17 protein-coding genes are annotated in these 25,147 nt (G+C 36.0%); 8 read left to right on the top strand and 9 right to left on the bottom strand.

The features are described from left to right. Nucleotides 1-129: 129 nt before the first annotated feature. From HHU12_RS01695 to tgt, 7 genes are all read right to left on the bottom strand, one after another. Entirely contained in the window at nucleotides 130-1,053 is a 924-nt protein-coding gene (locus HHU12_RS01695; RefSeq protein WP_169654412.1) for a universal stress protein, read from the bottom strand. 235 nt (nucleotides 1,054-1,288) lie between these two features. Further along, entirely contained in the window at nucleotides 1,289-4,564 is a 3,276-nt protein-coding gene (locus HHU12_RS01690) for a hypothetical protein (protein WP_169654411.1), read from the bottom strand. 140 nt (nucleotides 4,565-4,704) lie between these two features. Continuing rightward, nucleotides 4,705-4,959 carry a hypothetical protein gene (locus HHU12_RS01685; protein ID WP_169654410.1) on the bottom strand — a complete coding sequence of 85 codons (255 nt, stop codon included), beginning with the start codon at nucleotides 4,957-4,959 and terminating at the stop codon, nucleotides 4,705-4,707. Nucleotides 4,960-5,254: 295 nt separating this feature from the next. After that, nucleotides 5,255-6,943 (bottom strand): DUF6909 family protein, encoded by a 1,689-nt coding sequence (locus tag HHU12_RS01680; RefSeq protein WP_169654409.1) that lies wholly within the window; start codon nucleotides 6,941-6,943, stop codon nucleotides 5,255-5,257. A gap of 99 nt (nucleotides 6,944-7,042) precedes the next feature. Beyond that, entirely contained in the window at nucleotides 7,043-7,792 is a 750-nt protein-coding gene (locus tag HHU12_RS01675; protein WP_169654408.1) for a class I SAM-dependent methyltransferase, read from the bottom strand. Between the two features lie 96 nt (nucleotides 7,793-7,888). Beyond that, entirely contained in the window at nucleotides 7,889-8,458 is a 570-nt protein-coding gene (locus HHU12_RS01670; protein WP_169654407.1) for a hypothetical protein, read from the bottom strand. Nucleotides 8,459-8,861: 403 nt separating this feature from the next. Further along, nucleotides 8,862-9,998: a tRNA guanosine(34) transglycosylase Tgt gene (tgt, locus tag HHU12_RS01665; RefSeq protein WP_169654406.1), complete on the bottom strand. Its 1,137-nt coding sequence runs from the start codon at nucleotides 9,996-9,998 to the stop codon at nucleotides 8,862-8,864. A gap of 462 nt (nucleotides 9,999-10,460) precedes the next feature. Between tgt and HHU12_RS01660 the strand changes: the two genes are divergently transcribed. Then, nucleotides 10,461-11,267, top strand: a complete 807-nt coding sequence (locus tag HHU12_RS01660) for a hypothetical protein (protein ID WP_169654405.1) — start codon at nucleotides 10,461-10,463, stop codon at nucleotides 11,265-11,267. Between the two features lie 68 nt (nucleotides 11,268-11,335). Here the strand turns inward: HHU12_RS01660 and HHU12_RS01655 are convergent, their stop codons facing one another. Continuing rightward, nucleotides 11,336-11,842: a biotin/lipoyl-containing protein gene (locus HHU12_RS01655; protein ID WP_169654404.1), complete on the bottom strand. Its 507-nt coding sequence runs from the start codon at nucleotides 11,840-11,842 to the stop codon at nucleotides 11,336-11,338. Between the two features lie 172 nt (nucleotides 11,843-12,014). Between HHU12_RS01655 and HHU12_RS01650 the strand changes: the two genes are divergently transcribed. Beyond that, the gene (locus HHU12_RS01650; RefSeq protein WP_169654403.1) at nucleotides 12,015-12,740 is read left to right on the top strand and encodes an outer membrane beta-barrel protein; all 726 of its coding nucleotides are present in this window, start codon (nucleotides 12,015-12,017) and stop codon (nucleotides 12,738-12,740) included. A 1-nt stretch (nucleotide 12,741) separates the two neighbouring features. Next, on the top strand, nucleotides 12,742-13,239 hold the full coding sequence (locus tag HHU12_RS01645) for a hypothetical protein (RefSeq protein ID WP_169654402.1): 498 nt from the start codon (nucleotides 12,742-12,744) through the stop codon (nucleotides 13,237-13,239). 70 nt (nucleotides 13,240-13,309) lie between these two features. Here the strand turns inward: HHU12_RS01645 and HHU12_RS01640 are convergent, their stop codons facing one another. Continuing rightward, a complete protein-coding gene (locus tag HHU12_RS01640) occupies nucleotides 13,310-15,748 on the bottom strand; it encodes a bifunctional UDP-N-acetylmuramoyl-tripeptide:D-alanyl-D-alanine ligase/alanine racemase (protein ID WP_169654401.1) in 2,439 nt (812 codons plus the stop codon). Between the two features lie 347 nt (nucleotides 15,749-16,095). Here HHU12_RS01640 and HHU12_RS01635 point away from each other — a divergent pair, with 347 nt between their 5' ends. From HHU12_RS01635 to hemF, 5 genes are all read left to right on the top strand, one after another. Then, on the top strand, nucleotides 16,096-17,481 hold the full coding sequence (locus HHU12_RS01635; protein WP_169654400.1) for an MATE family efflux transporter: 1,386 nt from the start codon (nucleotides 16,096-16,098) through the stop codon (nucleotides 17,479-17,481). Next, on the top strand, nucleotides 17,474-18,016 hold the full coding sequence (locus HHU12_RS01630; RefSeq protein WP_169654399.1) for a 5-formyltetrahydrofolate cyclo-ligase: 543 nt from the start codon (nucleotides 17,474-17,476) through the stop codon (nucleotides 18,014-18,016). Before HHU12_RS01635 ends, HHU12_RS01630 begins: the two co-directional genes overlap by 8 nt. A gap of 92 nt (nucleotides 18,017-18,108) precedes the next feature. Beyond that, a complete protein-coding gene (locus tag HHU12_RS01625) occupies nucleotides 18,109-19,233 on the top strand; it encodes a phytase (protein WP_169654398.1) in 1,125 nt (374 codons plus the stop codon). A 332-nt stretch (nucleotides 19,234-19,565) separates the two neighbouring features. Beyond that, a complete protein-coding gene (locus HHU12_RS01620) occupies nucleotides 19,566-24,125 on the top strand; it encodes a translocation/assembly module TamB domain-containing protein (protein WP_169654397.1) in 4,560 nt (1,519 codons plus the stop codon). After that, complete coding sequence (gene hemF, locus HHU12_RS01615) at nucleotides 24,106-25,017, top strand: oxygen-dependent coproporphyrinogen oxidase (protein ID WP_169654396.1); 912 nt, start codon at nucleotides 24,106-24,108, stop codon at nucleotides 25,015-25,017. The genes HHU12_RS01620 and hemF overlap by 20 nt, the downstream gene beginning before the upstream one ends. Nucleotides 25,018-25,147 lie beyond the last annotated feature (130 nt).

Raw genomic sequence — 25,147 nt, 5'->3', positions numbered from 1 at the left:
TTTTTTTTAGGAAATGTGTTAGTTTATAGAAGTGTAAAAAATACTCCGAGTGATGAGTGAATAAAAAAGGTGAGTAGTTTCATTAAACTGCCCACCTTTAGAAGATTTGTAATAATAAATATTGTTTAATTAAATTCTATCAAAGAAATTGAAAATATCTAGTGTTTGATTTTTATTTTTATAAATAAGGATAGGAATATTGATGTCTGAAAGCAGCAGTTTTTCGGCAGTACTACCCAGTACCATTGAGGCCATAAATGTTCTGCTTTTTGAACCAATGATGATCATATCCACATTCTCGCTTTTAGCTGTTTTATAGATGCCGTCAGCAATAGTTTCATCCTCTCCAATGAGTACGGGCTTTGTCATGATGTTATGATCATCGATAGCACTTTTTACAAAGTGATCTAACTTTTTCTGAGAAACGCCTTCCAATATCTCTACCATTTCCTCATAAGATTTGCCCGTTGTGCTATAACCGTTTGGAATACGGAAGCAATTGACTGCCATTGATTTAAGATCATGAATGTGGCTGGCAATTTCTTCTACTTGTTGCAGAGCATCTTTACTTGTTTCTGAGAAATTAATAGGGATAAGTGCTTTAGGCTCTTTTTCGTATTGCAATAATTCGGGAGCAAAAAGGACAGAACATGGTGCAAAACTTGCAATTTTCCTTGCTACTGAGCCTGTTCCTTTACCTTGACTGTTTTTACCCAAAATCACAATATCAGATTGCTTTCTTTTCACAAGTTTAATGATTGTCTCAGCAGGGACCCCCTCTTCAATCAGCAACTCATGATTGATGTTATCTATGTTAGGAATATGTTCATGGATAAGAGAGTTCATGCTAGCTCTGATCGATTCGTCCAACGGGCTAAGCATATCAGGATATTTTTTTGTTACCTCATCTGGTAGATCTAATGACTCCTGTACATGAACGAAATACACCTTGTCTGCTCCAGAATTGTTGATATATTTATTGGCATGTTTTAATAAAGGTACATCTTTTCTTGAAGCATCTAATGCTACGAATATTCTATTTAGTAACCCCATAATATTAATTTTTTAGTTCTAATATATAAGTTAATTCAGTTTCACTTCCTCTTATTAATATATACGTTTAAGAGTGATTCTGTTTACATAATTTTCGTAAATATTTACTAATATACAATGATCGGGGTCAACATATTTATACTTTAAACAAACTTATATCTTTTAACAAAAAGTAAGGCCTTGCTTCCATAGAAACAAGGCCTGTTATATTCAATATTATGTTCTTGGATTACTTTTATTCAAGCTTTCCAAGTCGCATCATTGCGGCAGCATAGTAGTTACCCAACGGATATTTTCGAATGTAGGTTTTATACCCTTCAATAGTATCAATTTCTTGAGCACGCTTCCAATCTTCCTCTTCCTTAGCTTGAGAATCATTTTTAAGAGCACTTATTTTATCTTTTGCTTCCTTCCAGTATTTTTTCTGTGTAGTAAGGTTCAGATAATTAAAATAAGCTCCAAGTGTGTTCTCTTCGCAAGTGTTTTTCCAAAGATCTTCTTCGTCTTCGTTTAATTCAAAGATTTCTTCATCAGTAGGAGTCTGATCAGTAGCAGTAGGAACTTCTACTTTTACCTCAGGCTCAGGAACCTCTTCAACGATAGGTGCAGTTTCCACTTCCACTTCTGCTTCTGTTTCTAAGTTCACTTCAACTTCTTCTTCCGTTGAAGTAGACTCGTCAGGTGCAGGTGTATCATTGATCTCAACATTATTGGATGGAGAAGCATCTTCACCGATAATTTGATCAATTTCATTTTGAAGATCATTTGAAGCAACCTCAGGAATATCTTCTAGTTCAAAAGAAGTAATTTCATTTTCTGGAGTTGTGCTTTCCTCTGTATCTCCAAACTCAATTGTTTCAAAAGTAGGAGTGAATTCAATTTGCTCTTCTGTGTCCGCAGTTGAAGTATCAACAACTTCACCGTTTTGAATTGTATTTATATTAGAATACGCATCAGCTAGGTAACTATTAGCTTCTGTGCGGTTCAAATACTCTTTATAAGAATCAATAGTGTTGATAGAGAGTGCAGTTTTCCAAAGCGTTTCTTCATCCATACCATCGATAAACACTGAATTAGATACTACAGGAGTTTCTGCCTCAACTTCTTCAGTGTGTGTCTCCTCATTCATTACAATTTCTTGCACTTCTTCAGTCTCTATTTCATTCACCTCAGAAATTTCAGTAAGTGTAGGAGTTTCAACAACCTCTTCCTCTTCAGCAACTGTATTTTCTATAATAGGAGTGCTTGCTGAAGCAGCAACGGCAGAAACTTCAGGTGTTTCCCCTTGATCAATTTTATTGATTCTATAATACGCTTCAGCAATTTGATCTGCTGTCTTTGTGTAATTGATATACTCAAGATATCCTTCTTTTGTATTCAATTGTTCCGAGCGGATCCACAATTCCTCTTCGCTCAACTGTTCTAAAGCTGAATTATTTTCAGGAGCTGAAGTGGCAGTAACAGGATTTGAATTGGTATCAGCAAGATCTACAACTTCTTCAATAATAGCATCTTGAACTACCTCTTCTTCCTTTACTTCTTTTGCTGTCTCTGATAATTCTTTCGCCTCTTCAACTGAGAATGAATCTGAAGACACTTCTGTCACTTCAACAGCAGGGAAAGAAACATTATCCTCTTCTTCGACTTCTCTGATAGCTTCATCCATTACCTCGTCTAGTTCAGTAATGGCTGGAGAAGGAGGTGCAACATATTCATTTTCCTCTTCATTTCTTTCAAGTTGAATACGTTCATTATCCGTCCAGAGCAATACTTCTCCTTTCAGTCCTCTAGATTCTTCAATTTTTGCCAGAATATCTTCAATTGGTTCCATTCTCAGGTCCATTAGAAGTGCTCTTTCAATATTGATCTCCTCTATTTTCTCTTCTTTCTTATCTATGATTTTAGCAACAGGTATTGGAGAGATTTCTCCCATTTTCTGTGCTAGTTTTTTCTTGTGAATTTGATCGATTCGCTGATTAGCTTTCGCGATGAAGTGCCCTTCAGGGAACATGGAAAGATAAAATTGATATCCTTCAATACTGTTCCAAATAGCTGTTTTCTTCCATATTGTAGTTTCCAGCTCTTGCGTTACTTCATCTTTAGCTTTAGGTAGGATTTCAGAAGAAAGTTCATCTTCAAGTTGAGCTCTCAATTGTTTTTTCAACTCAAGCTCTTTGTTTTTGATTTGCTCTTCTACTTCCTTGTCAAGGCTAGCCTTGATTTCTTCCTCCAATTCAGCTTTAATCTCTTGTCTTAATTTCTCTTCTCTTGACAAGATTTTATCACATTCTTCCTTTCTTCTAAGGACTAAAGCATCTTCTCTAAAATCTAGTGCTTTGCTGTAGTGATCTTTGGCGATTGTGAATTTATTTTCAAAATACGCTTTGTCGCCCAAATCAATATGTGATGCGAAATTCAATTCGTTGTCACAATACTTTACTTTGTCATTGTATAACTCATTGTTTGAATCATATTTCAACAACTCCGTGTAAGTTATTTTGGATGCTTCGAAATCTTCATTGTCATATTGGATAGTTGCTATCTTTTCTAAAGACTTAATAATGCCTTTGAAGGCAGTGTCTTCATTGATGATTTCGTAAGCGGCTTGATATCTATTTTTGGCGGCGTCATAACTTTCATTGGCAAACATCTGATCAGCTTGATGCAGTGTTTCTATAAAAGTCGCCATATTATTGAACTCATCGTCATTTTCGAAAAGTTCAATTCCTTCTTTAAGAAGCGGTAAAGCCTCCTCAAAATTTTTCTCTTCGAATTTTGCGTCAATTTCAGTTCTCAGCTTTTTCGCTTTAGAGAACCTTTTGTTCAGACAAATAGGAATATCGTCTTCTTCATTAGTGATGAATAAAACCTGACGAAGTTCATTATCTTTATTGAAATGTTCTTTGACGTCATTCAGCGTCAATACTTCTCTTTCTTCCTCAATTCCAGTCTGGAATAGATCGGTTAATTCAGAAGCGATTGTCTTATTAGAATTTGATTTTCCAAATTCTGAGACGATATATGTTTTCTTTGGGCCTTGTGGTAAAAGTTCTTGAATAGATTTAGATTCAGGCTTGTCGTTAGTTTTTTTGGCATTTCTGTAATCTGTGTCCAATATCAAGAATACACGTTTGGCTTCCGACTCACTGATAATCTCCAATACTTCATTCAGCGGAATACCGTTAATGTGACTTTGACTGATAGTTGTATGAGGAGAAGATATAATTAATTTTCCTTTTCTTTCAATCAAGTACCCTGAATAAAATAAGATCAAAGTATCCTGAGTAGCATTAGCCACTTCAGCAATACGCTCTTTGATCATGGTATTTCCTTCAGAGTCAACAAGAGAAATGATATTTTTCTCATGAATTCCAAGGATCTGAGTATCGGTTAATGTATCTCTTAATAAGCTGATATCTTTATAAACATGCTCTCGTCTATGAAGATCATCATCTTTTAAAAAGGTACCTATACCTATGAGTATAGCTCGGGATTTTGATGAATCAAACATCAATGGCATATTAGAGTATTAATGAAAGTTTTTTCAACATAAAAATAGTCTTCCCAATAGATGGACTTGAGGATAAAAGGAAGCCTTCAAAAAAATAACGTGATATTACTATCTCTATTGTACAAGAAAGTTAGTAATTATTATTCTTCCAAGTCGTTTTCTTGAAAATCGCCATTTTTTTGCTCCTCATCGTATTCTTTTCGGATAATATTGATATCAGCAAGGAAATCATCAGGGTAAGGGCTGAATTTCTCTTCTTCTGAAAGCAGTTTCTTCTCTTCTTCTATTTTCTCAACATCCACTTGCTCTTCTGCTGAAACTTCATTGGCTTTGTCTTCCGCTTCCAAAGCATCCCAGTCAATTTCCTGATTTTGAGTAGATTTATCTTTGCTCATAACTATCTTATTTATATTTAACGTTCGCCACGTTAAGCTAAAATTCTATTATATAAACTATTGTTGGTTTTAATAAGACTATCCATTGCAAAGTTAAATACAGTTTTTGTAAAATTCTACAGGAATAGGCAATTCTATGCTCAATAGTTGTGATATTTTTGTCTTTGTACAAAACAAATTATCATGAAAAAAAATTGCACAATGAAAGAAATTTTTTCTCCCATTGTGCAAGACCATAAAAATATTTAGAGAATTGAGCATTTTAAATGATCAACTGCCTAATATATCCCAGTGATTAACTGTTGAATATTTTCTCTAATATTTTTAATGTTATATAGTACGTTGGTTTTACGCCTGTTAGACCTAAACTACCATTAGCCAATGTACTTCCTGTGATAAGCGGGTTATCAGAAGCATAATAAGCGTAGCGTACTTTTACATCTTTACTGATGTTGTTTCTAATTTTTGAAGCTCCCTGAATGGCTTTCTGATAGTGAGCACCTTCCATTTCAAGTCCCATCACTCCCCAAGAAGAGTCTTTGAAGTAAGTGAGGATATCTTTGTTCTGTAAAGATGTGCCTAAAACAGTTACCATTGGGCCGTCCACAAATTTCAAGTCCTTGATATCTTTGAAATCTTCTGGAGAAAGATCATTCTCTACAGGGTAGTTATCTGCTGTGCCTTCAAAAATGTGAGCAGTAGGTGTCATTACATCCCCTTTGGCTCCTTTCAGAATTCCAGCTTTACCCATAATCGAAATACTTTGAATATCCAGGTTGATCTGCTCGTTCTCCGACTCATAAGGTTTTAACAGTTCGTCCATCGTTTCAAACGCCTGTTCTCCAAAAGCATAATCCATTACCACAATCACAGGAGCGTTTTCCTCTGTCAGCGTCTCTGGCATCTTGATGTTGGATGGAAGAGATGCAGGTAAGATCTTAGCAGTATCAAAAATCTGCACAGAAATGTTGGTGCCTGATTCTTCTTGCACCTGAATCATTCCCTTTTCAATGGCAGAGTGATAAATTTTCTCTCTCAGATGTCCGTTATCACCTTGACTTACTTCTTCCATCAAGTTAAGGAAGTCAGTATTTTTTCCTTTTTTGCCCAATGCGTCACAAGCGTAAAAGCTATTCATAACACTGTGCAGATTGGAGCTGATGATGTGGATCGGGCGTTGTAAAAGACCGTTATGTAAAAGCGTTCTCTTAATTTTATTGGCCCATCTTTCACCATAAATGTGATGTCCTATTCTTTCGCGAAGTGTAGGACTGAAACTGATGATACGGTCTTCGCTTTTCAATTCCTCATTGATAGCTAGTTTTCCTAACCAGTAAACAATATGGAATAAACCGTTATTTTTCTTAGAGTGCTTGATAAATCTGTGGTGAGCATCTCTTGTTTCTTGATAAGTTCTGCCTAAAATTGTAGCAAGGTAAGTAAAGGCTACTTCCTCATTTTCTTTGGTCAAAGCCTCTTCGCCTGTTACAATTTTTTCAAGCTGTTCCCATTCTCTCAGTGCATTGCCTTTTTTATCTTGAGCATGCTGTTTGATTTTTTCAGCCTCAATATAAATAAAGGTCAAGTGCGTAAGGATGTCATAGATTTCACTTCTACCGCGAGTGATTTCTATAAACATCTGTTCTTCGTCAATACGATAGCAATTTCTTCGTCTTGCTTGAGGAATAATCTTAGTGAAAGAAGACTTTTCGTACCCTTCTTCTGAGGTCAACTTGATGTATCGTGTTTCTTCAATTCCTTTAGGAAGACGATCAAAAACATAGACAAGTCCGTTGAGGTCGACCTTTTGAGAATCAGCTAAGGAACCGTAAATTTCAGGTTGAAGGATAAGTAAATCTTGCATGATTGCATGTCCCGATGCTCCCCCCGGTTTGTAATACCCTCTGATAAAGAGGTGTCTCATTACTACATACATTCTTTCAATTGCTGCTCTCGACGCCTGTGCTCTTGTTAATTCTATCATATATTATATTTAAATTGGAAATTAATTAATTGATTTAGTGTGCGTAAATTACTTATTTCGATGGTATTAGAACTCTAATACTGTATTTAATGTTCAGTTTTAATCATTAATTAAAGTTAACGAAACAAGGTAGTGGTTTAAATCACCAACATGAATCAAATTGACTTTGTATCCGGCCACTGCAGCATACTCTTCTAGTACAGGGTAGCTGACATAAAGCCAGTCGAATTTATCACCTTTTAAGTCGCCAAATTCCATCCAGTATTGGATTTGACCATAGTATTCAGCCGTAAGATCAATAAGGTAAGAACCGTCTTCGTCTTCAAAAAGATGGATAATGTCAGAAGAGTCAAAAATGATCTGACCGTCCTTATGAATGAAGTTTTTCGCTTTTACTAAAAATTCTCCAAGTCCATCTAGCGTGCCTACAAGGCCTATACCATTCATCAACATCAATAGGGTGTTGAATTTAGGACCGTCATAAGCGTAGATATCGCCTTGAATTACGTTTTGAACGCCTCTTTTATTCATGGTTTCTACTGCCAGGGAAGAAATGTCCATTGCTGTAACGTCTTTTCCTCTTTTCTGAAGGGCCAAAGCATGTGATCCAGCACCGGCACCAACATCCAGAATCTTTCCTTTACAGTGATCCAAAGCTAGTGTTTCTATCTCCGGCATATCTTTTTCATCTCTGAATAAAAGAGGTACAGGAATGTCATCAGGTTCACTAAAATCGGAATATACTTTTACACAGTAATCCTCATTTCTATCTTCTTCATAAGCAGCAATTGCCGCTCCCATTGCATCTTTTGTTACTTCTAATGTTCTCCCGTATGTGATATGAGACATGACCTTAAAATATGGTTAAAATACTAAAGTGTAAAATTTATGCAAGTAACCACATTTTTCTTGAATGGGCAATTGTTAGGTGTTAATATCTGTGATTTATAATAGTGTCACCAATCGGTAAAAATCTATCATAGTGATTCTGAATGCATTTTTTTCTTCTACAGTATCAAGAAAAGGAACCCTTTTGTTACCAAATTCTATCTCAAAAGTCACATTCCCCTTGTTAAGCAGGTTATAGATTTCAGTAGTAAATAAAAATTGATCGGGCATGCCCCCTTGTTTGTACCTTATTTCCCCTTTTAAACCATTGACGTGATCAACCCAGTGTACTTTGAAAAGTTGATACCCTTTGAAAAACTCATTAGGGGCCAACATAATAAAAGCGTTGCCTTTTTGATCAACAGTAACTAAATGAAGATTGATGATAGCTTGAGTTGAATCTTCGACTGCCTTATCATAAAGCAATACTTTCATCTGTGAAGTAGTATCAAGTTGAGCAATATTAACCTCTTTGTAATAGCTCGCTCTCACATTTTTAAAGTACATTCTTGTTTGATCAAAAGTGACAAACTTTGGTCTGAAGGGATCTATTACAACTTCTTTATAAGGTTGACAAGCAATAGTTATACAGCAAGTAGTTAGTATTATTAATAATAGTCTTTTCATGAAAACAGAAATAATAAATGATTCAATTTTATAACTTAAAATTTCTTCCTTTCAGTATATAATGGGAAGTAAATCTTTTATTTAAAGTCATACATATTGATAACTAATTGTACTTGAAATAGTTATTGTTAAGTAGAAATTCAAAATTATCTAATGCTAATTCTATTTATTATTTTGAGATTACTTCCTTCAAAAAACTTTCAATAGAACCACTTTTAATGCGTTTTTTAGCGTTGTACTCACAAAAAATAAATTAGTATTAACTATAATTTTTTTTTGACTTTGTACTTAAATAAAAAAAGTATCAGAGTAAAGGACATTTAAGCTTTCCTTTTTTACTCTGATACTTTGATTTTTTTGATGGGGCTGAATTGCGTTCAGTTGAACATCAAAAGGAATCCGATTATAAACGTTGCATTAATTTTGGTGTAATGCTGTTTTTCCATTCTCTGAAATCACCGTCTAAAATATGCTGACGTGCTTCACGTACCAACCATAAGTAGAATGTTAGGTTGTGCACACTGGCCACCATGCCAGCAAGTGCTTCATTGGCTTTGAACATATGGCGTAAATAACCTTTTGAGTAGAATGTACTTACATAACCACCTAGTTCAGCATCCAATGGAGTGAAGTCGTCTTCCCACTTCTTGTTTTTCAAGTTCATGATACCTTGAGTAGTAAAAACGTGTCCATGTCTAGCTTGACGAGTAGGCATTACGCAGTCAAACATATCTACACCCAAAGCAATATTTTCAAGGATATTAGCAGGAGTACCTACACCCATTAAATATCTTGGTTTGTCTTCAGGAAGAATGTCACAGCAAAGTTCTGTGAATTCATACATCATTTCGGCAGGTTCACCCACTGATAAACCACCAATAGCGTTACCTTCTCTTTCAAAACTTGCAATTGTCTCCGCAGATTGCGTTCTCAAATCCTTGTAAGTACTTCCTTGAACGATAGGGAACAATGATTGATGATAACCATATAAAGGCTCAGTTTCTGCCAATCTATCCACACATCTTTGCAACCAGCGGTGGGTCATGTGCATAGAGTTTTTGGCATAAGTGTAATCTGAAGGATAAGGAGGACACTCATCAAAGGCCATAATAATATCAGCACCAATAGAGCGTTCGATATCCATTACTTTTTCTGGAGTAAACAAGTGTTTCGAACCATCAATATGTGATCTGAAAGTAACCCCTTCTTCTTTGATTTTACGGTTGTTGGCCAATGAGAAGACTTGGTATCCGCCTGAATCCGTAAGAATAGGGCGGTCCCATCCGTTGAATTTATGCAATCCACCTGCTTTTTCAAGAATCTCAGTACCTGGTCTCAAGTAAAGGTGATAAGTGTTGCCAAGAATGATTTCGGCATTGATATCCTCTTTTAATTCTCTTTGGTGAACTGCTTTTACTGTACCTGCCGTTCCAACAGGCATAAATATAGGTGTAAGAATCTCTCCGTGAGCTGTAGTGATTTTACCTGCACGCGCTTTTGTTTGCGGATCCTTTTGTTTTATTTCAAATGTTAATGCCATATTTTATTTTCCTTCCTTTAAAATAATAGGAGCTAAGAGTCGATTTGAAGCGCCTCTTAAGAAAGCTAGTTGCAAAGGTAAACAAAGACATTTAGAATTTCATTCCACAAAATTCACATTAAGAGTCATTATGTGACAGAAGGATGATTTTATTGCTGAATTTTGGGTTGTTAGAGTCCGGAAAAAACGATATAACAATGCAATTACTGTTTTCTTTTTACGTTATGCATACAAAAAATAATGTATAAAGTATTTTTGACTTAGTAGTTATTGTTAAATTTTGAGTAAATTTGACAGATTGTAAAACCTTTTTAATAATTTAATAACTAAGTTGCTAGAATAATGTATTTTATTAATTAATATTGTTGAAAGGTGTGAACCTCTTCAAAACTATTATTTTAATTAGTATATTATATAATAACTAAATTACTGACTAGTTACTTTTAATTATCCTTATTATAAATGAAACAAATTAGCTTTTATAGAGCGATAAAGATTTATAATTTATTTCTTCTCATGCTGTTCCCAATGCTAAGTTTTGGTCAAGATGGAGAAATGATTATCTCTGGTGTTTACAAAGGAACCAATTTATACGTTGAGAATCCTTTACTATCAGATGGTACTTTTTGTGTGAAAAAAGTAATGATCAACCATAGCGAAATGCAGCGATTGCCACTTGCGAGTGCTTTTGAATTAGACATGGGGCATTTAAAAAAAGGGGATCAAGTCAGCATTATAATTTTCCATTCTAATGATTGTGTGCCTAGAGTTCTTAACCCCAATGCTATTCGAGATCAAGGTCATTTCCAATTTGTAGAACTTGATATTACTGAAGATGGTCTTGAGTGGATAACTTCAGGTGAAGCGGCAGAAGGTAACTTTGTAATTCTAAGAATGGAGCATAACTCTTGGAGAGAAGAGAAAATCATACAGGGTTTATCAAAGCAGAAACAGAATAAATACTTCTATAAAGTATTACACCACTCTGGTGAAAACCAATATAAAATTAAGTATTTGGAAGTAACAGGAAAGGTTTACAATTCAAGTGTCTTAAAACACACTTCCAACTCAGAACAAGTTAAGTTTTACCCGAATAGAGTTTCTAAAACATTGTCTTTCACTAGACCCATCAAATACGAAATATTGGATCAGTACGGAAAGGTAATTTTATCTGGCAATTCAAAAGAAGTGAATTGTGCCAAGCTTCCAGGAGGGAAATACTACTTCGTTAATTACGACAATAAAACCGAAAGATTTTTTAAGAAGTAAGTTTCATTTATTTCAATAAAAAGCCTTCTCTAGTGTGTAAAACTAAAGAAGGCTTTTTTGTTTGGACTTTATTCTACTTCCCCGATTTCAATAAGGATGTGCCCTTTGTCAACTGAGTTTCCTTCTACCGTGTCAATTTTCTTGACTACTCCTGACATTGGTGCTTTAAGAATGTTTTCCATTTTCATGGCTTCCAAAATGATTAGATTGTCATTCTCAGAGATCACATCGCCTTCCTTGCAGAGCAGTTCGAGTACTTTTCCTGGCATAGGTGCCTTGATCAAATTCTCTTGGCTTCCGCTTTTGGTATTCATGCCCAACTGATCTAGTAATTGATCTAATTTGGATTTTGCTTCAAGCGAGACTTTCTTTCCATTAATTTTTAGTGTTACGTTTTTAAAAGAAGTGTCTGCTGTAATGATCTCAATATCATAACGTTGCCCGTTGTGATTTACACTGAAGACTTTGGGGTGTGTTTCTTTATAGTCAATTTTGTAGTTTTTATTGTCTATCACTACGGATTGTTTGTCCTTTAGAATAGAATATACTTTGTCATTAACAGAAATATTGAGCATAGTGTTGTGTTTAATTTGGTGTTTATAAAATGTATGTTCGAAGTTTTTATTATCTATTATAAAAATGCATCAAAGTTGATTATCATTGCATGATGATTTTATAATTATTGGTGTTCTACTTTTCTAAATATAAAAAAAAAGGATTTAGAGAAAACTATTTATTTAACTAATTATGGAGAAAAACTATCTCAAATTTCTGCGTTTCATCCCTCTGATACTCTTTATGGGGATAATGAATGTGAGTTTTGCACAGGAGTATCAAAGCGATTCACTTTCAAATTCAAATTATGACTCAAAATACTACGCACCAGAAAAAAAAGGAATGGAGTGGGGTTTCTTTATAGGGCCTTCATGGTCGTTTCCTTCTGGAAGTTCCCCTCAATTGAACACTGGTGCACAATATAGTAGTGTAAGAGAGAGAACAAGAACTACAGTGTTTTTTGGTTTTAAGTTTAATTTTTTCATTCAAAATAACCTTTCTGTTGAATTTGATGCATTGTTTAACTCAATGGGACAAAAAACAGAGTTTAGTGGTTTTATGCACGAATTGGGGCAGTCTAATAAAGTGGTAAAAACTACAGATGTATTAAGCTATTTTGTATTTCCTCTAACAGCTAATTATTACCTTAATGATCATATTTACATCAAAGGCGGTGTTTATGGTGCAGCTCTAGCAGGAGCTCAGAGAAGACAAGGTGGCCTTTTTGGTGATTACACAGATGTAAATCATTTATTCAAAGGTGGCGATTTTGGCGTGACAGCCGGTATTGGAGCTGAAGCAAAAATGCTGTTCTTAGAGTGGAGATACAGTAGAGGTTTGGTAGATGTCACATTTGATGATGAAAAATATTATAACCAGAATATTCAACTTGTTGTAGGATTAAAATTTGGAGGATAAGATGTATAAAAAATTATTATTAGCAATAGTAGCGACTTTATTATATAGCTGTGGTACTGAACTAGATAATCCTATCAATGATGTGCCTGAAAACAGTAATTATATCTATACTTCACATATAAAATACTATAAGGTGCCGGGTGGTGAAGTTGATCAGGAAAGAAGTTTTACGGGGTATCTTTCTATGCGAGTGAGTGAAGTGAGTGGAAATGGAACTATCGATATTCAGCCTGAGTATGGTGAAGACTGGACTTTGAGTATTGATGAGTTAATTTCTGTAAGTGATTCTAACTTGTATAAGGTGCCAGAGCAGAATGTTGTAATCAATAGTGATAACTTCTCTGTGATAGGTATGGAAGTGTATAAACACAATAATACTGTCTATCACGTATTACAAACAACGGACTCTGTTTATATCAAATACAACTCTTTCTATTTAGGAAATAATTCTGATTATAAATATACAGAAGGAGAAATCAAGGGACGTAGATTCAGATAAGAATCGTGTTCTTGAGAAATTAAATAGGGTGATTTATTGATTTATACGGTCAGTAAATCACCCTATTTTATTACCCTTCCATATAATAGATTCTCTTCACTCTTGAACTAACAGAAGTGAGAATTTCATAAGGTATTGTACCAATTTCTTTTGCAATAGTTGAGATGGAACGGTTTTCACCAAAAACAATCACTTCATCACCAACATTGGCCGGAATATCAGAAATATCTACCATGGTCATATCCATACAGACATTACCGATAACAGGTGCCAATTGCCCGTTGATAACAACCTTCCCAACGCCATTGCTCAGTCTTCTATCAAAACCATCGGCGTAGCCAATGCCAATTGTTGCTATCTTCTTGGGAGCATCTACTTTCCCTTTCCTGCTGTAGCCTACGGTCTGTCCAGTTTTCATTTCTTTGATTTGAGCAATAACTGTTTTCAAAGTTGCTACGGGCTGTAAATCTTCTTGCTTCAACTGATTGACTTCAACGCCATGAAGCCCGATGCCCAAGCGTACCATATCCATCTGTGCTTCAGGATAACGAACAATACCGGCAGAGTTCAAGCAGTGTTTGATCACTTTATAACCCAATGCATTTTCAAGTTTGGAAGTCAGTTGTTTGAATTCCTCAATCTGTTCTTTGCTGTAAGAATCATGCACGCTTTCATCTGCCCCAGCTAAATGAGTAAATACACCTTTAACTTCAATTTTATCTCCCAGTTTAAGCAGTCTTTCTTCTAATTCATCGTAATTATCAGAGGTAAAGCCAAGGCGATGCATACCTGTGTCAAAATTGATTTGAATAGCAAAAGGCTCATCATGATTTTCTTCTGCTATGAAATCTTCCAATGCCGTCAGCATTTCAATATTATAAATTTCCGGCTCCAGCTGATGCATGCGCATCATTTCAAAAGCATCAGGGGAAGGTGTCAGTACCATAATCGGTGTTCTGATACCGTTCTCTCTCAGTTCTACTCCTTCATCAGCAAAGGCAACACCCAGGTAATCTACCAAGTGATATTGTAAAATATTGGCCAGTTCACTTTTGCCACTTCCATAACCTAAAGCCTTCACCATCACCATGATTTTTGTTTGAGGTGAAAGCTGAGAACGATAGAACATTAAGTTATGAACTACTGCATCCAAATTGATTTCAAGCTGTGTACTGTGTATTTTTTTCTGTAGTAATCCGGCAATTTTTTCAAATTCAAATTGTCTAGCACCTTTTAGCAGTATAAGTTCTTTATTAAAATGAAGCTCACCTTCTTTGATGGCTTTTCTTATCTCAGTTGTATTACTGAAGAAATGTTGTTCACGGATGTTGAAAACAGAAGCGAAAGATTGTAATTGTTCGCCAACACCGATAAATCTGTCAATTGAATATTCATTGCACAGCTGATTTACTCTTTCATACAATGCTTTCTTGTCCTGATCACCTTGTAAAAGATCAGAGAAGATCAATGTCCTAGGGTATTTTTCCTGATTTTGACTTAAGAAGGATAAAGCGATTTGCAGACCGCCAAGATCATTATTATAAAAATCATTGATCAGCACAGTATTGTTGATGCCTTCTTTACGCTCAAGTCGCATCGGTATTCTTTTCAGTTTATTGATTCTGCTATGGATCGTTTCAAAAGGATATTCTAAGCAAGCCAACATAGCCACACAATGCATTGCATTTTCAAACGAAGCATCATCCAGGAAAGGAATATTCATTGGGAATGTTTCCCCTTCATAGTTGACCATGATTTCATAGTCGGCCACTTTCATTATTTTGAGGTCAGCGTCAGGATGTTCTCCCCATGAAAAAGTAGGAACCTCTAAAGCAGAGAGTTTTTCATCAATCAAAGGGTGATCTTTGCAGTACACTACGATCTCACAATTCTTGAATAGTTTTGCTTTTTCATCAATTTTCTGTTCTAAACTATCGAAATCTTTGTCGTGTGCAGTGCCAATATTCGTGAAAAGACCGATGTTAGGCTGGATGATTTTTTCCAGATTTTCCATTTCATCAGGTTGAGAAATACCAGCCTCAAAAATGCCTAGATCATGTTTTTCATTAATCTGCCAAACGGATAGGGGAACGCCAATCTGTGAATTATAGCTTTTGGGGCTTTTCACCACATTATAATCCATTTCCAAAAGGAAATAAAGCCACTCTTTCACAATCGTTTTTGCATTGGAACCCGTAATAGCAATGGCAGGTAATTCATGATGTTGTTTTCTATGCCAAGCCGTCAGTTCCTGCAATGTAGTAAGCGTATTATCAGTGTAAATGAAGGTCGCTTCTTTGTATTGATAAGCCTTTTCAAACGAGCTTGTAACAACAAATTTACGAACACCTTTCTCATACAGTTCTGGAATAAATGACTGACCAGTTCTCTTCTTTCCATCCAAAGCAAAAAAGATGGTGTTAGACGGTGCTGAAAGTTGTCGGCTGTCGATGAGTAAGTATTCTGCATTCCAAAATGAAGTTGAGAAATCAAGGTTCGAATGAGGCATTTTTTGCTTTTATTTTTTTATAAAATATGAAACGATGAATAAAGATAAGTTGCAGAATTTTACTATTAAAGTACAGTTGCCAATAATTCAAATGCTGTTTTCTTTTATTATTAGAGTGGTGTTGAAAGTGTTTGATATACAGTGTTTTAATTGAGGTGTGTAGCTTGTGGGATTTGATTTAATATTGGTTAATCAAATGAGTAATTTATCAAAGAATTAAAAAACAACGCGTATGTTTGTGAAACTTTTAAAGTCAATACATTTCACCTACATCGTAGTTACGCATAACTTTCATCGACAGACTTATAGTAATACAAATTACTAGTAAGTAAGAAGAGAACATTTTAATGAGAAATTTACTAAATACATATAAAACGCATTACAAAGATACTATTCGAATAGCCACTCCAGTTGTTATTTCCCAAGCAGGTCAAAACCTTACCAATATTGTGGACAATATGATGGTGGGGCATTATAACACCGTAGACTTGGCAGGGGCAGGTTTTGCGAATAGTTTGTTTGCCATTTTCTTGGTTTTTGGAATTGGTTTTGCCGTTGGTGTTACTCCATTGGTGGGTAAAGCTTACGGTCAGAGAGATTTCAAAGAAATGGGAAGTCTATTTAAGCACAGTATGACCTTAAATGCTTTGTTCTGTGTGTTCCTTGTTGCAGTATTATTGCTGTTGACTTTCTTTATGGACTATATGGGGCAGACACCTGAAGTAGTGGAAGCGGCAAGGCCATATTTGATGATCAATACTTTTTCTTTGATTCCATTGATGCTGTTTTTTACTGCCAAGCAATTCGCTGAAGGAGTGAAACATACTAAGGTGGCAATGTATTTTACCTTGTCTGCTAACATTATTAACTTCTGTGTGAATTACGTTTTGATTTACGGTAAGTTTGGAGCACCAGAGTTAGGTTTGACAGGAGCGGGTATTGGTACTTTGATATCGAGAATTGTTGGAGGAACAGGTATGATGCTTTATGTGTTGAATAGCAATCATTTCCATAAATATCTGGAGAATTTCAAATCTACTAAAATTCATATCAGCAAGTTACTGCAACAATTGAAGATGAGTTTGCCAATTGGTTTGCAGGCTTTGATGGAAGTTGGAGCATTTGCAGTAGGGGCTATGATTGTAGGTTCTGTGGGTACACAGCCTATGGCGGCGCATCAGATTGTGATGAGTATGATTTCACTTACTTTTATGATGGTGAGTGGTGTAGCTTCTGCGGTTTCTGTGCGTGTAAGTAATTTTTATGGAGAAGGAAACTGGGAGCAAGCACGTTTGGCAGGTTTTACGGGGATGCAGTTTGCTCTGTCTGCCATGTCTATTTCCGCGGTCACTTTCTTGGTGTTTGATGAGTTTTTACCTTCATTATTTACAGAAGATTTGGAGGTGATTCAGTTTGCGGCTTCCATGTTATTCTTTGCTGCACTTTTCCAGTTGTCTGATGGTGCACAGGTGATCATGACAGGGGCATTAAGAGGTATTTCTGATGTGAAAATCCCTACTTTTATTTGCTTCATTTCGTATTGGGTAGTGTCGCTTCCTTTGGGTTTTGTTCTTACAAATTACACAGATTGGAGCTTTTTAGGAGTTTGGGTAGGTCTTTCTACAGGTCTAACTTTGTCTGCTATTTTATTGTTTTCTAGATTTACAACCGCAACAAATCGGGAAATAAAAAATAGGGCAAATCAGAAAGCCTTTATAAAGAGCAATGCATAATCAAAAGGACACATTAAGAAAAGAAATAATTCAACAAAGAAACGCTTTGTCTAAAGCACAAATAGAGAAAGCGGATAAAGATATAGCAGCAACTTTTTGGGAGGGAACTTCTCAGGAAGTTGCTGTTTTGCATACCTACATCCCTATCAATAATGAGGCGTCAACAATATCAATTATACAAAAAGCTTTGACTTCGGGGTGGACTGTAGTGGTACCTAAAACTTTACCTCAACGCCAGTTGAAACATTTAGTCTTGAAAGATCTTTCTCAGTTAAAAGAAGGGAAGTTTGGAACATTATTGCCTTCGGAAGAAATTGAATACAAAGGAGAAATTGACTTTGTATTGGTGCCTGGAGTAGGATTTTCTGAAGAATTGGGAAGAATGGGTTACGGCGGTGGCTACTATGACACATTTCTGGTGGAATACCCTAATGCGACAAAGATTGGTATTGGTTATGACTTTCAGGTTATCCCTAAGTTACCTTTAGAAGAACATGATGTTGCAATGGACCGTTTAATTATCGCAGAGGTGTAAACCCAAAGTAAACTAACCTTTAACCTTTTTTGGAATACAAAAAATATTCAACGTAAAAACTATGTTTGTGGCATAAACATAACAGACATATTATGAAGTTTATTACGAATCTTATACTTATCACCTTTACGGCGGCTTTGGTAATCAGCTGTGAAACTTCTCAACAAAGATATAAAGATCCTCGTGATCATGATTCAGCCATGAAAGTGGCTTATGACATGCAGTCAAAAATAGCACATGCTGTCACCGCAGATGCTGAAACTGTTCCGGTCAATTCTCCTGTGGATGCAGATGCAGCAGATGATCCTGCAATTTGGTACAATGCAACACATCCTGAGCAATCAGTAATCATTGGAACAGATAAAAAACAAGGGGTTTATACTTATAACTTGAAAGGCGAGCAATTGGATTTTATAGGTTGTGGTAAAGCCAATAATGTTGATGTGCGTAGTCAAGCTGTGGTGGGTGGTGATACACTTACACTAGTGTCTGCATCAAATAGAACGTATCATAATGTGAGTATTTTCACAATGGACAGCGTGGGTAAATTAACTGAAATCAAATTACCAAAAGAGGTATTGTTGGATGACTCTTATGGGTTTTGCATGTATCAGGATACGGCTTCTACCCCTTATTTCATTATGAATTCTAAAGACGGAACAATCAAACAGTTTGAATTGACTTTAAAAGAAGATAAGTCAGGAGAACTGTCTTTGGTAAGAACATTTAGTGTGCCTTCACAACCGGAAGGTATGGTGGCGGATGATGCGACTGGTATTTTGTATGTCGGGGAAGAAGCAAAAGGAGTATGGAAAGTAGATTTAAACGACAGTGCTTCTAAAATGGAATTTATTAAGGCTACTTCTATTGAAAATAATGAAGCTTTAGTAGCCGATATTGAAGGAATTGCTATTTATAAAACAGGTGAGAAAACAGGTTATTTGGTCGCTTCTAGCCAAGGAAACTTCACTTATGCTTTGTTCTCTTTAGAAACAGAGAAGTATTTAAAAAGCTTCAAAATTGTATCTGGCGAGTTTGATGGAGTGGAGGAAACAGACGGTTTGGAAGTGTGCAATATGCCGATGGGAGAACAATACAAAAAAGGTATTTTGGTAGTGCAGGATGGATTTAACTATGATGGGGATTCATTAAAAGCACAGAACTTCAAAATTATTTCTTGGGAGAAGGTTCAGAATATTATTGATCAAGCTATTTAATTTAGATAGCCGATTGGAAATATTTGAATCTTTTCTCCATATATTTTGATTACAATGGGTCACTTTCTTCGGGAAGAGGCCCTTTTTTATTCATTATTTATAAAAAGTGTCACCCGAAACTATTATTTTTGTGGGTTGAATAAGTTTCTTCATTTCTGGAATGGAGACGAAACAATCTAGCAATATTCTTCAGGTTGGGTAAAACAAAGACAAAAGAAAAAGAAAGCAGATGGGTGCAGCTTCGAAAACTTTTTTTGATAAGGAAAGTGTTGAGGCAGCTACGTGTTTGGTTTTTCAGGTTTTCTACCTTTTTTCTTTTCATATGGATCGCTTTGATCAGCCTTTCACAACTTCCCGTTGTACAAACTTACTTGATTCATCAAGTGACTTCGGTGGTCACAAAAAAGACGGCACACCCTACTACAATTTCCTCCGTAAAATTTGACTGGTTTGATAAATGGACGCTTGAGGAGGTGAAAATTCTAGACCTCGACAGTATTCCATTAATAGAAGTGGAGTCTGTGGTGCTTGACTTTTCTTTCATCACTATGCTTTATAACGAGGATCAGTACATTCATGTAGAAGAAACTGTACTGAACTCACCTAGGGTGGAAATGATCATGGATTCTGGTTTGGATTCCATGAACAGCATGACAAAATGGATCAGGCATTTGGTAGGAGACCCCAAAGGTATTCACCGTTTTGACTATAAAGAACCAGGAAATATTCATCTCGTTTTTGAAAAAGTAAAGCTCAAAAATGGTGCTTTTATCATGCTCAATCCTGACGCGTCTTATCGTGAAAAAGGGAAGTTTGATGTACACGATATGGAGTTCAGCGGTATTTATGCTGATGTGACTGAGCTCAAAATTGTGAGGGATACCATTGCGATGGAGATTAAGAACTTGAATGCTGTAGAACGGAGAACACAGCTGAAAGTATATGATATTGATACCTATTTTGCAGTGTCCACCACAGGTTTGTCTTTGCATGATCTTGATGGAGATTTGGGTTCAAGTACGCTGAAAGGAAATATTGATTTTATCTATGATGACTACACTGATTACAACGATTTCTATTATTGTGTAGGAATGGATGTGAAATTGAAGCAGTCAACATTGCACACCGATGACCTTGCAAGTTTCTTTACCTATTTCGATTCCCTTCATGATTACATTGTGGGGGACTTTAAGCTAAAAGGTACAGTTAACGATTTTGTAGTCAATAATGCAGATCTCCGTTTTGGAGGAGGAAGTACCATCAAAGGCGATTTTCAGTTCAACAAAGTGATAGATAAAGAGCGAACTGTAATGGATCTTTCTTTCCATGACTCTTATTATTTTACGGAAGATTTGGTGCCTTATGTTCCAGCGTTTATGCGTGAGTATATCAATATGTTTGGGGCTGTAGCTTTGGATGGAACATTTAAGGGGACGCTTGAAGATTTTGAACTGGATGGAATATTGAATTCAGATTATGGAGTGATTACGCCCAAAATGGATATTTCTATTCCAGATGAATCCTATGAAGGTTATTTGAAAACAGACAGTCTTGATCTGGGTGAAGTTTTTGATAATTCATTATTAGGAGAATTGGATTTTGAGGGTGATGTGAAGGGGAAAGGTTTTTCTGTGGAAGAACTTTCTTTAAATATTAATGCATCAATCAAAAAGCTAGGGGTGAATGGGTACAATTACTCTAATATTTACCTTGATAGCACTTATATGAAAGAGGGGTATTTCAACGGAGAATTGGTCATTAAAGATCCTAACCTGAAGTTTTACCTCAAAGGGTTACTGGATTTCAATGACAGTACCTTCAAATTCCAGTCTGGAATTGATATACCTAACTTCAAGAAAGTCAATTTATCAACGAAAGATGTGGGGCTTTACACTAGAATGGAGGCCTCTTTTGATAAAGTAATAGACAATGGTATTTCTGGAGGCTTATCATTTTACGACAGTAAAGTCTTCAACAAAAAAAGAGAAATAAAGATTGAGCAGCTAATGGGAGTGACCAATATTATGCCGACAGGTTTGAGGTTGGTTAATATTGAGTCTGACTTTATGAGTTTCAATATGGCAGGCTTTTTTGATCTTCCTACTCTGACCAATGATGTAATTGATGCCATTGACGAGGGATATATGTCGTTGTTTGAAGACTCCGTTACGCAGCATAAATATTACGCTAAAAAGAAAAAAAGAAAAGAGGCTTTTGGAGAGAAGAACTATTCTGTAGACGCAGAATTAAGTTTTAGAAATGTCAATGATGTCATATCAATTTTCACAGACAGTATTCAGATTGCCGATAATACTAAATTGATATTGGAAGCTAATTTTGGTAAAAAAGTCGGTTTCCATTCCAAGTTATTCAGTGATCACCTGCATTTTTATGGCGTCGACTTAGATTCCAATTACGTCAATTATTTTGCTGAAAAGGACGGTTATTCAAGTTTTTATAACACGTCTATGGAAGTGACTTCCAAAGCGCAAGATATTAATGGTTTCTTGTCAAAAGACTTTAGATTCTCAGCTTTTACTGTAGATCAGCATCTGGTTTTTGATACTGGAATAGATGTTTATAAATATGGCCTCGCCATGAACCTGAAAGGAGATATTTTGCTAGACAAGGACAGTGTTATTTTCAGGATGCCCCAATCCAATATCTTCTTCGAAAAAGAAACATGGACCACCATAGACTCTGAACCTTCCAAAATTATAGTTTATCAAGACGGCGTTCATTTTGTCAATTTCAATGTAAGGAACAAGCAAGAGGTGGTTTACTTGAATGGATGGGCAAAGAAAAATGTTGATAAGCCTCTGCATTTGAAATCTCAACAATTGGATCTGTCTTCTTTTAATAAATACCTGGAACAGGACGTCAGAGGAAGGGTAGATTCTTTGGACCTTTATATAGAAGATGTCTTTGTACAGCCTAGAGTATACGGACATGTAGCCATAGATTCTTTGAGTATTGATGATTATTTCTTAGGTGATTTAAAAGGAGAATCAGAGTGGACCAAAGAATTGTTGACAGTGAATCTTCGAATTTTAGATGATCTTTCTGAACGTCTTAATTTATCTGGAAATTACTATCCTCAAAACAAAAATAATCAGTTGGATATGAAGCTGGAGGTCAACGATCTTCCGTTAGGTATTTTCCAACCATTTATTGATGAGGTGGTCGAAAAGCTAGAGGGGAAAACTACAGGTTGGGTGAAAATCTCTGGCAATATGAAGAAACCTAAGCTTTGGGGCAGTGTGTTTGCGAAAGATGGCCTTATCAGGTTGGTTTACCTTGGGGTGGATTATGTTTTTGGAGATACACAAGACCTGCCAAGAATCTTAATACGACCAACTAAAATTTATACTGAAAATCTGAGAACAGTAGATGAATATGGTCATTATGCTTATATCGATGGCGGTATTAATTTTAAGCCGGGTTTTGAAGAAATGACCGTTGGACTTGATGTCAATTTCGATGACTTTTTTATCATGAAAAAGCCAGAAAAGGGCAATGACCTGTTTTATGGTACTGCTTTCGGAACGGGAAATGTTAATGTATCAGGTCCTTTTGATGACATCATCATTGATGTAAATGCGACGACCAACAAAAGAACAAAGATTTATATCCCATTAAATGAAATAGATTATTCAGAGACTGATCCTTATATCGTATACATACAAAGGGATACAGTACAGAAAAAGGAAAATATAGAAGAGGTTAGCGAAACGGTGACCACTACTACTGAACAAGCCAATTTCCAAATGAAAATGAATCTAGAAATTACTCCTGATGCGTATTGCGAATTAATTTTTGACAAAAAAACAGGAGATATCATTAGAGGAAATGGCTTAGGGAAAATTCAGATGAACATTGACAAAAACCGTGAGTTTGAGATGTTCGGTAATGTAGAAATTGTGAAAGGAGCTTACAACTTCACAATGAAAGTAGCTGAATTCAACCTTGTGGATAAAAAGTTTGTCATTGACAAAGGGTCTACACTTTCATGGAATGGCGATCCTTATGAAGCACAGATGAATATTGTAGCCAAATATGAGCAGAGAGTAAGTTTGCTTCCTTTGATTGATATTCAGGATAGTACGGTGAGAAATGCACCGGAAATTGTGAAAAGATATCCAGCAGATGTAGACCTGATCATAAAAGGTGATCTTTCAAATCCTCAGCTTGCTTTTGATATAGATATTCATGATTATCCAGCTACCGTCGTGACACAATCGGGGCCTATTTCACTAGAAAGTTATGTGGCGGCTTTTGAAGAACGAATTCATAGAGATGAGCAGGAACTCAACCGTCAGGTATTTGGATTGATTGTAATGCGTCAGTTACTGTCCAATGATTCTTATGGAGGTTTTGGACAGACCGCCTCCAGTAGTGTGAGTGAACTGCTGACCAATCAGCTGAGTTATATTCTATCACAAGTAGATGACAACTTCGAGATTGACCTTGATATGAGTGGTTTGGACCGGGAAGCGCTTCAGAATTTGCAGATGCGATTGTCCTATACCTTTGCTCAGGGGAAAGTCCGGGTGACGAGAGATGGAGGTTTTACGGATAATCAAAATCAGACAACAGCCGCTTCGGTACTCGGAGATTGGACTGTGGAAGTTGTACTTTCACAAGACGGAGCATTGAGAGCTAAGTTCTATCAGAAGTACCGACAAGATGTGTATTTAACTACTGCCAATCAAGATAATACATCATTGACTGGAGCCAGTGTGATGCACACCAAAAGTTTTGATAATTTCAAACAGATCACCTCTGATAAAAATAAACAAGAAAAGACTAAACGTCCCAAACACTATAGGAGACACCTTAGAAAACTTAAAAAAGAAGAAAAGCGAAAGAAAAATGAAGCAAATAAAAAGTAGTGAAATCATAGCCTGGTTCAAAGGGCTTCAGAACGATATATGCAGAGATCTTGAATTGATTGATGGCAAAGCAAAATTCCGTGAAGACCTTTGGGAACGTCCTGGTGGCGGTGGTGGCAGAACTAGAGTCATCAAAGACGGTAATATTATAGTAAAAGGCGGTGTTAATTTTTCTTTAGTTGAAGGTACATTATCAGATCAAATGGCCAAGGCCTTGAAAGTGGAAGCAGCAGAAACCTTTAAAGCCACAGGGGTTTCTATTGTATTACATCCTCAAAGCCCCATGGTGCCTATTATTCATATGAATGTCCGTTATTTTGAACTTTCAAACGGTGAGTTCTGGTTTGGTGGAGGAATTGATTTAACTCCTCATTATGTGGATAAGGCCGCTGCCTCAGATTTCCATCAGCATTTATTTGAAGCCTGTGAAAATACTAAAATCGGTTATTATGAGCGATTTAAAGAATGGGCTGATCATTATTTCTTTATTCCTCACAGAGAAGAGACAAGGGGTATAGGCGGTATTTTCTTTGATCGATTAAAGCCTGAAACAGAAGGGCTGAACCCTGATCAGCTTTGGCATTTCGTACAGGATGTAGGAGAATCGTTTATTCCAGCATACAAAGAACAGGTAGAGAAGTTTAAAGATGTTCCTTTTGGTGAAAATGAATTAAACTGGCAGAAATTAAGAAGAGGAAGATACGCAGAGTTCAATTTGGTTTGGGACAGAGGTACCAAGTTCGGCTTAGAGAGCAACGGAAGAACGGAATCTATTTTGATGAGTTTACCACCTCAAGCCAATTGGGAATATGATTATCAACCTAAAGCAGGATCAAAAGAAGAAGAAACGTTGAGCTTGCTGAAGAAAGGAATAGATTGGTTAAACCTTTAGGTTCACAATAAATTCATAAAGTAGTCTTTAAAGAAAAGGACTACTTTTTTTTAGTTCAATAATAATTGGAAGTATAATGGTGATTTTTTGATAGAATATTTCTTACTCTTCTTAGAGGTTAGAATATTCT

It is taken from the genome of Flammeovirga aprica JL-4 (assembly GCF_012844305.1).
Taxonomy (GTDB): domain Bacteria; phylum Bacteroidota; class Bacteroidia; order Cytophagales; family Flammeovirgaceae; genus Flammeovirga; species Flammeovirga aprica.
The sequence above is the reverse complement of the archived record's forward strand: the minus strand, read 5'-3'. Positions and strand labels throughout refer to the sequence as shown.

Excerpts from the sequence above, each read along its gene's own strand:
- HHU12_RS01695 (WP_169654412.1), bottom strand. The coding sequence starts at position 1,053 with ATGGGGTTACTAAATAGAATATTCGTAGCATTAGATGCTTCAAGAAAA.
- HHU12_RS01690 (WP_169654411.1), bottom strand. The coding sequence starts at position 4,564 with ATGTTTGATTCATCAAAATCCCGAGCTATACTCATAGGTATAGGTACC.
- HHU12_RS01685 (WP_169654410.1), bottom strand. The coding sequence starts at position 4,959 with ATGAGCAAAGATAAATCTACTCAAAATCAGGAAATTGACTGGGATGCT.
- HHU12_RS01680 (WP_169654409.1), bottom strand. The coding sequence starts at position 6,943 with ATGATAGAATTAACAAGAGCACAGGCGTCGAGAGCAGCAATTGAAAGA.
- HHU12_RS01675 (WP_169654408.1), bottom strand. The coding sequence starts at position 7,792 with ATGTCTCATATCACATACGGGAGAACATTAGAAGTAACAAAAGATGCA.
- HHU12_RS01670 (WP_169654407.1), bottom strand. The coding sequence starts at position 8,458 with ATGAAAAGACTATTATTAATAATACTAACTACTTGCTGTATAACTATT.
- tgt (WP_169654406.1), bottom strand. The coding sequence starts at position 9,998 with ATGGCATTAACATTTGAAATAAAACAAAAGGATCCGCAAACAAAAGCG.
- HHU12_RS01660 (WP_169654405.1), top strand. The coding sequence starts at position 10,461 with ATGAAACAAATTAGCTTTTATAGAGCGATAAAGATTTATAATTTATTT.
- HHU12_RS01655 (WP_169654404.1), bottom strand. The coding sequence starts at position 11,842 with ATGCTCAATATTTCTGTTAATGACAAAGTATATTCTATTCTAAAGGAC.
- HHU12_RS01650 (WP_169654403.1), top strand. The coding sequence starts at position 12,015 with ATGGAGAAAAACTATCTCAAATTTCTGCGTTTCATCCCTCTGATACTC.
- HHU12_RS01645 (WP_169654402.1), top strand. The coding sequence starts at position 12,742 with ATGTATAAAAAATTATTATTAGCAATAGTAGCGACTTTATTATATAGC.
- HHU12_RS01640 (WP_169654401.1), bottom strand. The coding sequence starts at position 15,748 with ATGCCTCATTCGAACCTTGATTTCTCAACTTCATTTTGGAATGCAGAA.
- HHU12_RS01635 (WP_169654400.1), top strand. The coding sequence starts at position 16,096 with ATGAGAAATTTACTAAATACATATAAAACGCATTACAAAGATACTATT.
- HHU12_RS01630 (WP_169654399.1), top strand. The coding sequence starts at position 17,474 with ATGCATAATCAAAAGGACACATTAAGAAAAGAAATAATTCAACAAAGA.
- HHU12_RS01625 (WP_169654398.1), top strand. The coding sequence starts at position 18,109 with ATGAAGTTTATTACGAATCTTATACTTATCACCTTTACGGCGGCTTTG.
- hemF (WP_169654396.1), top strand. The coding sequence starts at position 24,106 with ATGAAGCAAATAAAAAGTAGTGAAATCATAGCCTGGTTCAAAGGGCTT.